This is a genomic window from Pontibacter sp. 13R65 (genome assembly GCF_047525655.1).
Lineage (GTDB): Bacteria > Bacteroidota > Bacteroidia > Cytophagales > Hymenobacteraceae > Pontibacter.
Genome location: NZ_JBLIQL010000004.1, coordinates 353,811 through 369,415, shown reverse-complemented (window position 1 = coordinate 369,415; position 15,605 = coordinate 353,811). Strand labels below are relative to the sequence as shown.

General features: G+C 45.0%; 12 protein-coding genes. 5 read left to right on the top strand and 7 right to left on the bottom strand.

Features of this window, described 5'->3' with window-relative positions; all coding sequences use genetic code 11:
• Positions 1–15: 15 nt before the first annotated feature.
• The 3 genes from ACMA1I_RS07515 to ACMA1I_RS07505 all read left to right on the top strand — a co-directional run bounded on the left by ACMA1I_RS07515 (position 16) and on the right by ACMA1I_RS07505 (position 5,497).
• Positions 16–2,604, top strand: coding sequence for an ATP-dependent Clp protease ATP-binding subunit (locus tag ACMA1I_RS07515; protein ID WP_337067682.1), 2,589 nt, complete (start codon positions 16–18; stop codon positions 2,602–2,604).
• A 169-nt stretch (positions 2,605–2,773) separates the two neighbouring features.
• Positions 2,774–4,333: an acyl-CoA carboxylase subunit beta gene (locus ACMA1I_RS07510; RefSeq protein ID WP_337067681.1), complete on the top strand. Its 1,560-nt coding sequence runs from the start codon at positions 2,774–2,776 to the stop codon at positions 4,331–4,333.
• 93 nt (positions 4,334–4,426) lie between these two features.
• Positions 4,427–5,497 carry a M42 family metallopeptidase gene (locus tag ACMA1I_RS07505; protein WP_337067680.1) on the top strand — a complete coding sequence of 357 codons (1,071 nt, stop codon included), beginning with the start codon at positions 4,427–4,429 and terminating at the stop codon, positions 5,495–5,497.
• 91 nt (positions 5,498–5,588) lie between these two features.
• On the opposite strand, the gene ACMA1I_RS07500 is transcribed toward ACMA1I_RS07505, so the two are convergent.
• The 5 genes from ACMA1I_RS07500 to ACMA1I_RS07480 form a co-directional block, all read right to left on the bottom strand.
• Positions 5,589–7,172 (bottom strand): carboxylesterase/lipase family protein, encoded by a 1,584-nt coding sequence (locus ACMA1I_RS07500; protein ID WP_337067679.1) that lies wholly within the window; start codon positions 7,170–7,172, stop codon positions 5,589–5,591.
• 156 nt (positions 7,173–7,328) lie between these two features.
• The gene (locus tag ACMA1I_RS07495) at positions 7,329–8,222 is read right to left on the bottom strand and encodes a chlorophyllase/cutinase-like alpha/beta fold protein (RefSeq protein ID WP_337067678.1); all 894 of its coding nucleotides are present in this window, start codon (positions 8,220–8,222) and stop codon (positions 7,329–7,331) included.
• Positions 8,223–8,481: 259 nt separating this feature from the next.
• Positions 8,482–8,784, bottom strand: coding sequence for a nuclear transport factor 2 family protein (locus ACMA1I_RS07490; RefSeq protein WP_337067677.1), 303 nt, complete (start codon positions 8,782–8,784; stop codon positions 8,482–8,484).
• Between the two features lie 600 nt (positions 8,785–9,384).
• Positions 9,385–9,900, bottom strand: coding sequence for a DUF4304 domain-containing protein (locus tag ACMA1I_RS07485; RefSeq protein WP_337067676.1), 516 nt, complete (start codon positions 9,898–9,900; stop codon positions 9,385–9,387).
• 154 nt (positions 9,901–10,054) lie between these two features.
• The gene (locus ACMA1I_RS07480; protein ID WP_337067675.1) at positions 10,055–10,294 is read right to left on the bottom strand and encodes a tyrosine-type recombinase/integrase; all 240 of its coding nucleotides are present in this window, start codon (positions 10,292–10,294) and stop codon (positions 10,055–10,057) included.
• Between the two features lie 74 nt (positions 10,295–10,368).
• On the opposite strand from ACMA1I_RS07480, the gene ACMA1I_RS07475 reads away from it, so the two are divergent.
• Complete coding sequence (locus tag ACMA1I_RS07475; RefSeq protein ID WP_337067674.1) at positions 10,369–11,178, top strand: helical backbone metal receptor; 810 nt, start codon at positions 10,369–10,371, stop codon at positions 11,176–11,178.
• Between the two features lie 258 nt (positions 11,179–11,436).
• On the opposite strand, the gene ACMA1I_RS07470 is transcribed toward ACMA1I_RS07475, so the two are convergent.
• Both ACMA1I_RS07470 and aroB read right to left on the bottom strand, forming a co-directional pair.
• Positions 11,437–12,666, bottom strand: a complete 1,230-nt coding sequence (locus ACMA1I_RS07470; RefSeq protein ID WP_337067673.1) for a 3-phosphoshikimate 1-carboxyvinyltransferase — start codon at positions 12,664–12,666, stop codon at positions 11,437–11,439.
• Entirely contained in the window at positions 12,663–13,700 is a 1,038-nt protein-coding gene (aroB, locus tag ACMA1I_RS07465) for a 3-dehydroquinate synthase (protein ID WP_337067672.1), read from the bottom strand. The genes ACMA1I_RS07470 and aroB overlap by 4 nt, the downstream gene beginning before the upstream one ends.
• Before the next feature lie 444 nt (positions 13,701–14,144).
• On the opposite strand from aroB, the gene ACMA1I_RS07460 reads away from it, so the two are divergent.
• Entirely contained in the window at positions 14,145–15,461 is a 1,317-nt protein-coding gene (locus ACMA1I_RS07460) for a M20/M25/M40 family metallo-hydrolase (RefSeq protein ID WP_337067671.1), read from the top strand.
• Positions 15,462–15,605 lie beyond the last annotated feature (144 nt).

Genomic DNA, 15,605 nt, shown 5'->3' with positions numbered 1-15,605 from the left:
ATTTTTAGAGTATACATGGAAGCTAAATTCTCAAACAGAGTGAAAGAGGTAATATCACTCAGCCGTGAGGAAGCTATTCGTCTTGGACATGACTACATTGGCACTGAGCATTTGGTGTTGGGCATGATTCGGGAAGGAGAAGGTACCGCCATAGCCTTGCTAAAAAAGCTCGGTGTTTCGATAGATGAATTAAAGTACGCCTTAGAACAGGCTACCCGCAATACAGCTACTCAAAACAGCAACATTACAGGCAGTATCCCGCTTACAAAGCAGACTGAGAAGGTTCTGAAAATAACGTACCTGGAGGCTAAAATCTTCAAAAGTGATGTTATCGGCACCGAGCACCTCTTATTATCCATCCTTCGGGATGAGGACAATATTTCTTCACAAATTTTATCGAAATTTAACGTGAACTACGAAGCAATAAGAGATTCTCTGGATTATCATAGCAATAATCCACTTGCGTCGTCAGATACCGACGATTCTGATGATTCTGACAAATTATTTGGCAGCTCTTCCCGCTCTGGCAGCAGCACGAGTAAGAAAGCCGGCGAAAAATCGCGTACTCCGGTGCTCGATAACTTTGGCCGCGACTTAACTAAGCTGGCCGAAGACGATAAGCTGGACCCGATTGTTGGTCGTGAAAAAGAAATTGAGCGTGTGGCACAGGTACTAAGCCGCCGCAAAAAGAACAACCCGATCCTGATTGGTGAGCCTGGTGTAGGTAAAACTGCCATTGCCGAAGGTCTGGCCCTGCGCATCGTGCAGAAAAAGGTAAGCCGTGTGCTCTTTAACAAGCGCGTAGTTACCCTCGATCTTGCCTCGTTAGTAGCTGGCACCAAATACCGTGGTCAGTTCGAAGAGCGTATGAAAGCCGTGATGAACGAGCTGGAGAAGTCTCCGGACGTAATCCTGTTCATTGATGAGCTGCATACGATTGTAGGTGCTGGTGGCGCTTCTGGCTCTCTGGATGCCTCTAATATGTTCAAACCGGCTCTGGCCCGTGGCGAAATCCAATGCATTGGAGCTACCACGCTAGATGAGTATCGTCAGTATATTGAGAAAGATGGTGCCCTTGCCCGTCGTTTCCAGATTGTGATGGTAGATCCTACCACACCAGAGGAAACCATGGAAATCCTGCACAACATTAAAGATAAGTACCAGGATCACCACCACGTAAACTATACCGATAAGGCTATTGAGGCCTGCGTGAAGTTGAGCGACCGCTACATGAGCGACCGTTTCCTGCCAGATAAAGCCATTGATATTTTGGATGAGGCTGGTGCGCGCGTGCACATCAACAACATAATTGTACCGGAAGATATCCTGAAGCTGGAAGAGCAGATCGAGAATATTAAGGTAGAGAAGAACCGCGTGGTAAAAAGCCAGAAATATGAAGAGGCTGCCCAACTGCGCGACAAGGAGAAAAAGCTGATCGACCAGCTTGACCAGGCCAAAAAGAACTGGGAAGAAGAGACGAAGAAAAAGCGTTACACGGTAAAAGAGGAAAATGTGGCAGAGGTTATTGCCATGATGACAGGTATTCCGGTAAAACGTATCGCGCAGAACGAAGGCGTGAAATTACTGAACATGAACGAAGAGCTCAAAGGCAAAGTAATTGGCCAAGACAAAGCCATCGGTCAGTTAGTAAAAGCCATTCAGCGTACGCGTGTAGGTCTGAAAGATCCGAAAAAGCCTATTGGTTCGTTCGTATTCTTAGGTCCGACTGGTGTAGGTAAAACAGAGCTTGCTAAAGTACTTTCTACTTACCTCTTCGATAAGGAAGATTCGCTGGTGCGTATCGACATGAGTGAGTACATGGAGAAATTCAGTGTATCTCGCTTGGTAGGAGCGCCTCCAGGATACGTTGGTTACGAAGAAGGTGGTCAGCTGACAGAGAAAATCCGTCGTAAGCCATACTCAGTAGTACTCCTCGATGAGATTGAGAAAGCGCACCCGGATGTTTATAACTTGTTACTACAGGTACTCGATGATGGTATTCTGACAGACGGGCTCGGCCGTAAAGTCGACTTCCGTAACACGATTATCATCATGACTTCAAACATCGGTGCCCGCGACTTACAGGACTTTGGAGCCGGTATCGGTTTTATGTCAAAGAGCAAGCAGGAGAACGTAGACGACATCATGAAAGGCACTATCGCCAGCGCCTTACGTAAAACATTCTCTCCTGAGTTCCTGAACCGTCTGGACGATGTGATCGTGTTTAACTCACTAAACCGTGAGGATATGCACAAGATCATCGAGATCTCGCTCAGCAAACTGTTTAAGCGTGTGGAAACTCTTGGTTACACCATCCAACTCACCAATGAAGCCAAAGACTTTGTGGCTGAGAAAGGATACGACCCTAAATATGGTGCCCGTCCGCTGAACCGCGCTATTCAGAAGTACATAGAAGATCCGATTGCGGAGGAAATTCTGAGAGCAGAAGTAAATCAGGGCGACATTATCGTGGTGGAGCACAAAGAGGGAGAAGATAAACTAACGTTCACTTCTAAGAAGTCTGATGGCCCCGGTCCTCAAAGTGCTTCTGACGAAGCTCCAGAACCATCTAAATCTTCTGGCTCTGATAAAGCCGGAGAGTAATCTTCATTAAATAATTTCTTAAAAGGCTGCCTAAAAGGGCAGCCTTTTTTTGTCTCATATTATGGCACTTTTGCAATATTGCAGAACTAACGATGCTTTATATTGTAATTTTACTAAATTGTGAAGAAAACCATAAACCAGATCTACAAACTACTGTAACATACATTGCATGGCCGCAAAAACCAGACAAAGCCAAACAGAAGCACTGGAGCGTAAAAACGCCGAAGCGTTGCTCGGAGGTGGAGAAGACAGAATTAAAGCACAGCACGAAAAGGGCAAATTGACTGCACGTGAACGCCTGCACCTGCTCATGGACGAAGATAGCTTTGAAGAGATAGGAAAATTTGTGATGCACCGCTCCAAAGACTTTGGCCTAGATAAGCAATACTTTTTAGGTGATGGTGTAGTGACAGGTTATGGTACTATACATGGCCGATTGGTGTACGTTTTCTCACAAGACTTTACAGTTTTAGGTGGTTCACTATCAGAAACGCACGCCGAGAAAATAGTAAAAATCATGGAGTTGGCCATGAAAAACGGAGCCCCTGTAATTGGCCTGAACGACTCCGGTGGCGCCCGTATACAAGAAGGTGTTGTTTCGTTGGGAGGCTATGCCGATATATTTTACCGCAACACACTTGCCTCAGGTGTTATACCACAAATCTCTGCCATTATGGGGCCGTGTGCCGGAGAAGCCGTGTATTCGCCAGCTATTACCGACTTTGTGATGATGGTAGAAAATACCTCATATATGTTTGTAACGGGGCCAAACGTGGTAAAAACAGTTACTCACGAAAACGTAACATCCGAAGAGCTAGGCGGTGCCAGCACTCACAGCACCAAAAGCGGCGTTACCCACTTCTCCTGCGCCAACGAGGTAGAATGCATCAATTACATAAAACAACTGCTCAGCTACATTCCGCAAAACTGTGAGGAACTTCCGCCCGCCGTGCCTTATACCAGCAGCGGCAACGAGAGCCGCGAAGTACTGAACTCCATTATTCCGGAAAATCCAAACCAGCCTTATGATATTCGGGAGGTAGTGGAAGGCATTATTGATACCGACACCTTCTTTGAGGTGCATAAAAACTTCGGCGATAATATTGTGGTAGGTTTTGCACGCCTGGCTGGTCGCAGCATTGGCATTGTAGGTAATCAACCAGCCGTACTGGCAGGTGTACTCGATATTAACGCCAGCACCAAAGCAGCCCGTTTTGTCCGCTTCTGCGACAGTTTTAATATTCCGCTGTTGGTGCTCGAAGATGTTCCGGGCTTTTTGCCAGGCACCGATCAGGAATGGCGCGGCATTATTACCAACGGTGCCAAACTGCTCTACGCTTTTTGCGAGGCAACCGTGCCACGCATAACCGTAATTACCCGCAAAGCTTATGGTGGCGCATACGATGTAATGAACTCTAAGCATATTGGCGCCGATATGAACTTTGCCTGGCCAACAGCCGAAATTGCTGTAATGGGTGCACAGGGAGCTGCCGAAATTATTTTTAAGCGCGAAATAGCCATGGCCGAAGATCCGGAAGCTAAATTAGCCGAAAAGGTGGAGGAGTATAAAGACAAATTTGCCACACCTTACCGGGCAGCGCACCGTGGTTTTATAGACGAGGTAATAATGCCTTCAGAAACCCGCACAAAACTTATAAAAGCATTTAAAATGCTTGAGAATAAGGCAGTGCAGCTTCCACGAAAAAAGCACGGCAATATTCCACTCTAGTTAAATTATGAATTAGAAATTAGAAATGGCCCGTATATACTTTCTAATTTTCTACGAATCATAATTTTTAATTTTAATTTCTAATCTATTTATATGCGACAAGAATCTTTCGATTTTCTACAAAAATACCTGAACAATGCCTCCCCTACCGGCTTTGAAGCAGAAGGCCAGAAACTGTGGCTGGAATACATAAAGCCTTACATCGACGAATATTTTGTGGATACCTATGGTACCGTGGTAGGCGTAATAAATCCGGAGGCTGAATACAAAGTTGTAATAGAGGCACATGCCGATGAAATATCCTGGTTCGTGAATTACATCACGAACGAAGGCTACATTTACCTGCGGCGCAACGGTGGGTCCGATGCCGTAATTGCCCCTTCTAAACGTGTAAACATTCATACCAGCAAAGGTGTTGTAAAAGCAATATTTGGTTGGCCCGCCATACACGTTCGCAAACTGGAAAACGAAAAAGCACCTACTGTAGAAACTGTTTTCCTGGACTGTGGTGCCAGCAACAAAGAAGAAGTAGAGGCTATGGGCATACATGTAGGGTCTGTGGTAACATTTGAGGATGAGTTTACTGTAATGAACGAAAAGTTCTACGTAGGCCGCGCCCTCGACAACCGCATTGGCGGTTATATGATTGCTGAAGTAGCGCGCATGCTAAAAGAAAATAACCACAAGCTTCCGTTCGGGCTATACATAGTAAACGCCGTGCAGGAAGAAATTGGCTTACGTGGCGCCGAAATGATTGCGCATCGCATTAATCCAAATGTCGCCATTATTACCGACGTAACCCACGACACGCAGTCGCCGATGTACGACAAAAAAACCAGCGGCGACATACACTGCGGCAAAGGTCCGGTTATATCTTATGGCCCAGCCGTACAGAACAACGTGCGCGACCTGATTATTTCTACAGCACAGCAAAAAGAAATTCCATTCCAGCGAGCAGCCGTTTCACGCGCCACTGGCACCGACACCGATGCTTTTGCATATTCTAATGCTGGTGTGGCCTCTGCACTTATCTCACTCCCACTCAAATACATGCACACTACCGTAGAAACTGTGCACAAAGACGATGTGGATAATGTAACAAAGCTGATCTACGAAACACTTTTAAAGATAGAAGACAAGCAGGATTTCAGATACCTGAAATAGGCTTACTCTTGCAGCAAAAGCCTCACAGTGCTACCAGCCTGTGAGGCTTTTTATAATTTACGGCCATTATTCTAAAATGTGAGCCCTAGGATTATTTCGCCCAGTCCTGACCTTCCTGAGTAAACCTCCATTTAAAATAAGCATCCAAAACCTTAAGTGACTTTTCATCAGGAACTGATGAAGAATGAGGTTCAGCATCCAAATACATAAGCTGTTGGTTCTCTTTGCTAAATTTTGGCCATTGTGGTAAACCACCTGTATTGGGATTTCCATACTTGGCAAAATTTGTCCAATAGCTGCTCATAATTTCGGAAAGTTTAATATCAGCTTCGGTGGTTTGAGGATTATTCTTGTCCAATGTCATAAAAACATATGGTATTTCTTGTCCGTGTGGAGAACCAAACCCATACCTTGGTGAATCTTTGGGAAATTCGGGATGTTGATCGAAATAGTATAAGAAAACGTTCGATTTACCGGTTTGTGATTGTAACCGCGCCCAAGACCAGGTGTGCCAGCCAAAAGCCGCATCGCGCATTAAATCCCGTGCTGTTCTTGGCACATTGTTTTCACCTACAGGATACGCTTCTAACAATGTATCCGCAAACTTGCCAAAGCGTTGCTGAACATTGGCAATATATTCTTCGGGTGTTTTCTCTCGCGAAAAACTAGCGCCTTCATCCGAATTATAGCCAATAAGCACGGCTACATCATTATACTTACCTTCTTCGTACAGTTTGTATTGGTTATCAGGTATTACATAGCCGTCAATAATTGGCCAGGCACCGCCCATGCCTGGTTCCATAGGCAATTCATCCACCTTAAGCTTGCGCAATGCAGCAATGGAGGTAACACCTGCTTTTTGTAAAAATTCTTCTCCATTAGCTTCTGCCTGTTGCAAGGTTTTCATGTTTTCACCAGGATAGGTTGTTGGCCGGGTTGGACCAAATGATCCACCACTTTGAGAAATAGCCCCCCAGAACAATCCTTTAGCCAAAGGTGACGCACATAACATGCTTACCGAAATTCCTCCGGCTGATTCACCGAAAATGGTTATTTTACTAGGATCGCCACCAAATGCAGCAATATTGTTCTGCACCCACTGCAAGCCTGCAATCTGGTCAAGTAATCCATAGTTCCCGGAGACCTTGTTCGAGTTTTCTGCACTCAATTCAGGATGCGCCAGAAACCCTAGTTTTCCTACCCTGTAGGCGATACTTACCACTATAACACCTTTTGTTGCCAGATGCTCTCCGGTACATACTGGTTCGGCAGTTGAACCAAAGCTAAAACCGCCACCATATATCCAGACCAACACAGGTAATTTTTCATCAGATGCTTGGGCCGGAGTCCAGACATTCAGGTAGAGGCAATCTTCGCTTTTACCTGCCGGAGGATTTCCGGCTTGATAAGGTGACGCAGCAAACGCTGTTGCCTGCTTCACTCCCTCCCATTTACCAACAGGTTGTGGAGCTTTCCATCGAAGTTCTCCTACCGGTGGTGCTGCAAAGGGAATTCCTTTGAAAACTGTGAGACCGTTTTCCTTTACTCCCTGAACCAAGCCTCCTTTAACTTTTACTGTATCAATGGACTCTTTAACTATATCAATAGGTCTTTTGGAGCACGATATTGTTAACCATAAACATAGTAATGAGACAACTATTTGTGATAATTTCATTCTGAATGTTTTTAATTAGTAACAATGAGTTCTATCTGGTTAATATCACAAAATTTGGATAATACTATATTCGCCATGAAAAGTAGCTTCTGAAGTCACAGCTTGGTCAATTGTTATGTCCAATTCGAAGGTAAACTCTACTTTGGGTCTACTAAGCTACTGTTTTGTTGAACCTTTACGCTTCGCATCAAAGCCTTTAGATTTCATTGTCCATCCTGGATAGTTTGATAAATCGTTCTTTACAAACACATTAGAACTGTCTTTCTTCTTAAATTGCCAATCAAGCCAATCAAGAGCCATAGAAGCAAACGAACCTCCAAACTCCTCGGCAAATGTACCTCCGTGCCCGGCAGTTGTATGATTAGCAAAAGCAACAGGAACGTTATCAATCCTCTCGTAGTCGAGAATGGCATTTGCATACGCTACATCAGACTCTCCACCAATAATGTAAACGATCTTGCCATGAAGATTTTCTAATGATTTTGCACTTGCCCCTGCCATTGTCATATCTCCCATTCCGGCATTAACTATAATATACGTTTTAATCCGGCTATCATCGGCTACCCGAAGGGTTTGTGCACCTCCACAAGATTGTCCGCCCGCTGCAATCTTTTCTAAATCAACTTTTTTGTAGTAATCACTTCCTTTGGCATTTTCTTCTTTCGAAATCCAGTCTATTGCTTTTAATAACTCATCATCCGGTGTGTGCTCATGCACCCGCTCTTCAACCGTCATCTGTAGTTTACCGATGGCAATAATAATGTACCCATGAGAGGCAACTTCCGAAAGTAATCGTTCATGATGGATAGAAGAATTCATACATCCTCCATTTGCCCAAACTAAAATCGGGAGTTTTCCTTCCTTCTTTACAGCCTCGCTTATGTTTTTAGGACGGTACACCACAAAATCAGGAAGCGATTTTTCTGTTACCGCTCCGGCTTTGTAATTGCCATTACTTCCATTATCGATGGTCTTCGTTTTTACCACTTGGGCATAGCTTCCATCAAGCGTAAATAAAAATGCCAGAACTAATAGAATTTGTCTTATCATCTGATTTATGTTGAGTATGATTATTAATATTGAAAATATTTGAGACACTAATGTGCAAACGGCGGTGAGGCTATTATTTAGCAAAATGAGTTCTTTTTGTATGTAAAGCTTAACTCCCAAAATTCTGCCATCATACTTACATGTGCTTACAAGTACCCAGGTGCTTTTTAAAGATAGTCGGGCATTACTTTTTTAATCTGTGGCTAGTTAATGCAAGGAGTGCTTACTGCCATTAGTGTAAGGTTAGTACTTTTCGCTTTTAGTCAGTTTTAATAACAAAAGCCTTCAATTCAGCCATTTTGCCGTCTCTGTCCTTTAATCTGATTTTGCCGAGGGCTGTAACAAAATCACCTTCAGAGATTAAGTTTTCAACTATAAACTTCGGTGGTTCTATGTACACCATGGCCATGTACTGCCAAATGGCTTCCTTCCCTCGTAAGATAAGGTCACCTACAAAAGTCCATTCTATGTCGTCGGTGCAGAATGATAGAAAACTTTCATTGTCACCTTCAGTAATAGCTTTGTTTGCCTTTTCTAGTATGCCTTTATTATCCTCCACCATGCAGATTTTCTTACTCTTGGTTTAAGTTATGCTATAGATAGGGTAAAATATTTTTAACGGTATTCGTGCAGCTGAAGCCCGAAGCGCAGCAAGGGTTAAAGCTGAGCTTTGTTGGGCAAAGGTTTTCTTTATATGCTTATTATCGGCTCAAGCTTCTGTTTTTGAATCAGGCTTTTTACTTCTTCAAAAGAAGGATGATTTATCAAAGTCCCCGAGACTTCTGGTCTGTAAACGCTGAGGCTAACTGAATGCTGATTCTGATTAACCCAATTATATAAGTCTTTCATACAACCATTCTCTTCCACATAAATTCTGTCAGAGAACTTCTTTATAAATCCTACTCTTTTATTGCTGTCAATAATCAACCTGTTTTGGATTTATAGTAAACACTTTGTAGGTCACCATAATGGTCTTCTATTGCCATTAATTGAAGTCCGTTGACGATTAGGAATGCAACAATAGCTACAACAGCTATAGAAACTCCTAATATTACCTTCATGCGTTTTTTCATAATTCAACTTATGCCCAACGGTGTTAGTGTAGCAGAATGGCGCAGCGTCAGCAAGCCGTACTGCTAAACTTTGTTGTAGGTAAGGCTTTCTATTTTTCTATCTGGTTTAATTCCTCAACTTGTCTCTTAAGGCTTTCTCCCCAAAAGCCAAACTGTTTAAAGAAGATTATGCAATCAAATAGGGTATTTAAGTTTTTCAGTTTGGGCAGAATATATTCTTCAAAGTCTAACTTCAGTTCCTCCGTGAATTCTTCAAGGTCAGTTTCGCTAGATAACAAATATCCGAGCCAACTATCTTTCCTATACTTATGCTTTTTCCTATCTTCTGGCAGAAAGCCCTCTTCTCGAATGTTTGCACCAGCATCATAAAAGGTAGCTTTTTTCTTTGATGGGTCATTTAGCTTCTCAGTCAATGCAACTCCAATATTAAAGCAGAAGCTCAAGCTATCATTACTATTCCATTGTGAATTCTGCAAATTGATGACTAGAAAAAAGTCTCCCTTATTCTTCCACCAGTGTTGGCCGGAAGTATTGAAGCCTTCTTCTTTAAGTCTCGGTTTGAGATAGGCCTTAACAAATTCCTTTTGTTTTTCTTTTGCAGTCATTTTCATTATTTAGCTTACCTACAACTACCAGATAAACCGAATATTCGGTTTATCTGCACTATGTATGGAGTTGCTGCTCTTTGTTTACCTATTGGTGTTTATTCTCTTGGATGCTGCCTTTTCATACGTATCCTAAACCAATATAGAATTTTTATCATAGATTATCCAGCAGACTTGCAATTTTATCAAATGCATTGGTGGTCTTGCTGCTGCGGAGCTCCGGTAGCGGCAGGATGTAGCGCAAACCTGCTCCCTGCTCTACTAAATGAGAGGCAAAGGAGTGCCGGAGCGTGTGTGCCATTACATTTCTTTTTATAACCGCCCGTTCCAGGTAGGCTCTAAAAATGTTCCAAAGGCTGTCTGACTCCCCCTCAAAGAGCCATACCTTTACCATTAAATTATTCTAATGAAAATGGCCTTCCGAAGGAGTTTTATAGAATAATCGATCAGGCCTTCTTAACTTTCCGCATGAGCTACCCCCGCACCTTTACCGACCAAATGGGTTTCCAGGTTACGCTGCCACACCTGCCACAGCGTATTGTGTCGCTGGTGCCGTCGCAAACGGAACTGCTTTTCGATCTAGGGCTTGGCAACCGTATAGTTGGAGTTACCAAATTCTGCACGCACCCACAGGAGCAGGTAAAACAAAAACCTGTTGTTGGCGGCACAAAAAACTTTCATTTCGAGGCCATAGAAAAACTCCGGCCCGACCTGATTATTGGCAACAAAGAAGAAAATTACAAAGAAGGAATACAGCAGCTACAGCAGCAGTACCCAGTCTGGATGAGCGATATTTTTACAATAGAAGATGCCCTGCAGATGATACAGCAGCTCGGAGAAATAACGGCAACCAAGGCAAAAGCGGCAGCACTCATCAGCTCCATCCGTACTTGTTTTGCAGCTCTTGCTCCTGCTTCGCCTGCTGTCTCTACGGCTTACTTTATCTGGCGCAAACCTTATATGGCAGTTGGAGATAACAATATCATAGACCACATGCTGCATCGCTGCGGCTTTAGCAACTGCTTTGCCCACCTCTCCCGCTACCCAGAGATTACAGCAGAACATCTGCAGCAGGCTCACCCAACGTTGATCCTGCTTTCGTCTGAGCCTTATCCTTTCCGGGAGAAGCATATAGCCGAGTTTAAGGAAATGTGCCCGCAAGCAGTGGTAAAGGTAGTGGATGGAGAAATGTTCAGCTGGTATGGCAGCAGGTTGCTGCAGGCGCCAGCTTACCTGCAAAAGGTAATAAATGAGGTGCAGCAGGAGTTAACAAACTAGAACCCCTACTTCCCTCTGACCTTGGTATTGTTTGGCGCTCAACCTACAAACAGGACTTACTCCTGGGCTTAACAGAAATATAGAGGGTGACCTCTCAATAAGAAATCACCCTCTGTTTCGTTACCAAAAGAATAAATTGTAAAGCTGCTACAAAAGTTTTAATCCTTATGATCTGCTAATACTAATTCGGTTTTTCGCCTCGTAGCAAACAAGACGCTCGCAGGTCTTTAAGACGCTGCGAGGTCATACCATGTTTTGTTATTCCTCAAACGTCAGCTCAAACCCAACCTTCTCAAGGTCTTCCCAGAAACGCGGGTATGACTTACGCACTACGCGCGGCTCCTGTATAGTAGTAGGGCGTAGCAGGGCTAGCGGTGCAAAAGCCATGGCCATGCGGTGATCTTCGTATGTTCTGAAGTTAAATTCTTTGTTTTCGATCAGGCCCAGTTCCAGCCGGAACACACCATCTGTTACTTCCTGTAGGGAGCAGCCAAAGCTCAGGACCTCCACCTGCAGCGCCTGTATTCTGTCGGTTTCTTTTATGCGAAGGCTCTCTAAGCCGGTTAGCTCCAGCGAGATGCCTTTTGCCGCACATAGTGCCACAATGGTCTGCGCCAGGTCAGGACAATCAGAAAAGTCGAAGGCGAAGTGGTGGTCGTGTGTGCGCTTAATCAGCTTTACACCGTTTCCAGTAAATTCTGTATATACCCCCAAGTGTTCCATAATACCCACAATCGCGCTATCTCCCTGAAAAGATTGCTCTCTCAGGCCCGGAAGCTCAATTTCGGCCTCCTGTGCCAGCGCCACCAGGCTGTACCAGTAACTCGATGCAGACCAGTCGGGCTCAATGCTGTAGCTGGCTGCTTTGTAGGGCTGATGCGGCACGGTAATCGTATTGCCTGTAAAGTCGGCCTCCACGCCGAAGTGGCGCATAAGCGAGAGTGTCATCTCTATGTAGGGCCGGGAGCCGATCTTTCCTTCCAGTTCCAGCACCAATCCTTCCGGCAGCACCGGTCCAACCATCAGCAACGAAGAAATATATTGGCTGCTGATGTCGCTGCGCACTTTCAGTTTGTTGTTGCCGTTCCCTTTAAAGGCTCCGATCTTCATGGGCGGATAACCTTCTTCACCTAAATATTCGATGCTGGCACCTAGCTCCCGCAGCGCATCTACAAGCACTTTAATGGGGCGCTGGCACATGCGGGGCGTACCGGTAAGTACTTTCTCCTGCCCTGTAACGGCATAGTAACCTGTTAAAAAGCGCATAACAGTACCTGCGTCTTCGGCATTTATTTCTACCGCATCGCTTTTGAGCAGGCGCTGCAGGAGCTGGGTATCGTTTGCCTCAGAAAGATTGTCTAGTTCAGAAGCCTCTCCAGACAAAGCTGCAATAATTAGGGCCCGGTTTGCCTCGCTTTTAGAAGCAGGCAGTTTGATTGATCCTTTCAGGATGCCTGAAGGATGGGTGAGGGTAACAGTTTTGGTCATAGCAATTGGTAGTAACGTAACGACTCCTGTATTTCGGCCAGCGTAACAGGTTGGTCATAAACAGCCTGTCCGATTTTTTTAAGCAAGGTGCAGTTAATTGTTGATTTTGAATTCTTTTTATCCTGAAGTGCCCAGGCCGAAATATCTACCAGATCGGCTTCGTTTAGTTTTACTTTTTCATAAACCGTCATCAGGAAGGTTTCTATCCGCTCCAGCTCCTTCTGCGAGAGCAGGCCTTTTTTTACCGATAGCCAGGTTTCGCAGAGCATACCTACAGCAATAGCCTCGCCATGCAGCAATTCACGACCGGGTTTCTCCATCAGGTAACTTTCTACGGCATGGCCAACGGTGTGCCCAAAGTTGAGCACTTTGCGGTAACCGCCTTCCAGCGGATCGGCTGCCACCACTTTTTCTTTTATAGCCACTGAGTGCGGAATAAGCTCTTCCCAATCGGCAGACAACAGCCCTACATGGCGCTGCTCCTCGAACTTAGCCTCATCTTCTATGAGCCAGTGCTTTACAATTTCAGCGTAACCCGACTTAATTTGTCGGTCTGGCAGGGTTTGCAGAAAGGCAGGTTCTATAATAACAGCACGAGGCTCTTTAAATACGCCGATATGATTTTTGAGGCCATGAAAATCGATGCCGGTTTTGCCGCCTACGCTGGCATCTACCTGCGAGAGCAAAGTAGTGGGCACCTGCACAAAGTAAATACCTCGCTTATATACAGCCGCACAAAAACCGCCCATGTCGCCAATTACTCCACCACCCAGGTTCACCAGCACCGCCCAGCGGTCCAGGTGGAAATTAGTCATTTCCTGCCAGATATGCTCACAGGTTTGCAGTGTTTTGTGTTCTTCGCCGCTTTTAACTTGAATAAGCTGGTGCTCCGGCAAGTATTTTTTCAGCTCAGGATAGCAATGAAGCAGGGTATTTTCGTCTACCAGCACCACCACTTTCGAGAAAGCACGGTTCTGCAGCAACACTTCCAACTGTTGCAAGGCGCCGTGCCCTATATAAATGTTTTCAGTCACGCTTTGGCTACATTAAGGCATTAAAATGGCAAGCTACTCAAAAAGCCGACAATTCTGAAAGTATTCTCGCTGCAAAATAAAAATCCCGAAATTTTTTAAAGGTTTCGCTGCTTATTCTTTAATAGAAACAAAAATTCAAAATCATAAATAAAATAGTCTGCTGATATCCGCCTCCAAGGCAAGCTTAATTGGCAGCGCCTTGTTTAAGGGGCTCAGTAACCATACAACAATGACAGGCCCGCGAAGAACGAATAGCTGAAGGAAACATAAACCAGCCAAACTAAAGCACCACCGAGTGAAGTACCAAGGAAAACAGCAATATTAACTAATTCAGATAGATGCCTCTAATCATAAAGTAAGTATATTGAGCTTGCGTACTACTAGCATAAGCGGGAGGTAGCACTGGACTTATTGAATAAACCTACAACAGAAACATACTTAGCCATGATACACCAACTTAGGTTATTGGCCCTATCCTTTTTGCTAGGCACCGCTTCGCTGGCGCAGGGGCAAAACCTTTCCACCATTAGCCAAAAGGAAACAACACGCCTCGTCAAAACCTTGAGCGCCGACAACATGCAGGGGCGCGCCACCTTTACACCAGGCATAGAAAAAGCAGCTGACTTTATACAACAGGAATTCCAACGCATTGGCCTTACACCACTCTCCCGCGACAAATCGGGCAAAGGCAACTATCGCCAGACGTTCCAGCTCTACCAGTTTACACCAGGCACGCCGCGTGTAGAGGCCGGGGGTACAGCCATTAGTCCGGAGCAGGTGTTTATAAATACCAGTCAGACGGCGCTCAACTGGTCCGCCGACTCCAGTCGCCACGTAACTGTTATCGGAGAGAACAACGATTTCAGAGAAACCTTTTCTACCCTAAACAAGCTTCAGGAAGATGCGCTGGTACTTGTCCATCCTGTGCACAAGGAGCTGTTTAACGCTTATCAGCACCACTTCCAGGGGGTTGGGGCCAGGCAAGAAAAAGACAAAGGCAGCAGCAAGGTATTTGTGCTAACAGAACAATCGAGCTTTCCGGCTTATACTATTTCGGTGCAGAACCGGGTGGAGCAGCTGCCACTTTTTAATGTAGCAGGCATGATAGAGGGTAAAAGAAAAGAAGAGATTGTTGTTTTTTCAGGGCATTACGACCACATTGGCATTACAGCACCTGTTGCCGGCGACAGCATAGCCAACGGTGCCGACGACGATGCCTCTGGCACCACCGCCATGATGATGCTGGCAGCCTATTATGCTAAACAGCCTAAGCCGGAGCGCACTTTAATCTTTGTTGCCTTTACTGCAGAAGAAATAGGAGGTTTCGGCTCCCGTTACTTCTCTGAGCAGCTCAATCCGGATCAGATTGTAGCCATGTTTAACATCGAGATGGTAGGCAAGCCGTCTAAATTTGGCCCGAATACCGCCTACCTCACGGGTTTTGATAAATCTGACCTGGGCACCCTGCTGCAGCAGCAGCTAAAAGGCTCGCCATATGCCATACACCCCGACCCATACCCGGAGCAGAATCTCTTTTATCGCTCCGATAATGCCACCCTTGCCCGCCTGGGCGTACCGGCACATACTATCTCCTCGGTGCAGATAGATCAGGACGAAACCTACCACACTGTAAAAGATGAGTTTGAACTGCTGCACATGAGCCACCTCACCAACATGATAAAGGCCATTGCACTTGCCACACAAGGGGTAGTAAACGGCCGCGATACGCCATCCCGCATCGACAAAACCTTGGTAAAATAATAGCACAGTAAAAAGCACGAGAACGTAAACCCGGATGTTTCAGTACTAAGTAAAGGCTTTGGAGATGGATTTGTTTGTGAAGGTAAAATGGAGGCCTTTGTACCTGGAAGCAGATAAATGAAAGAGTAAATTCTGGAACAAATA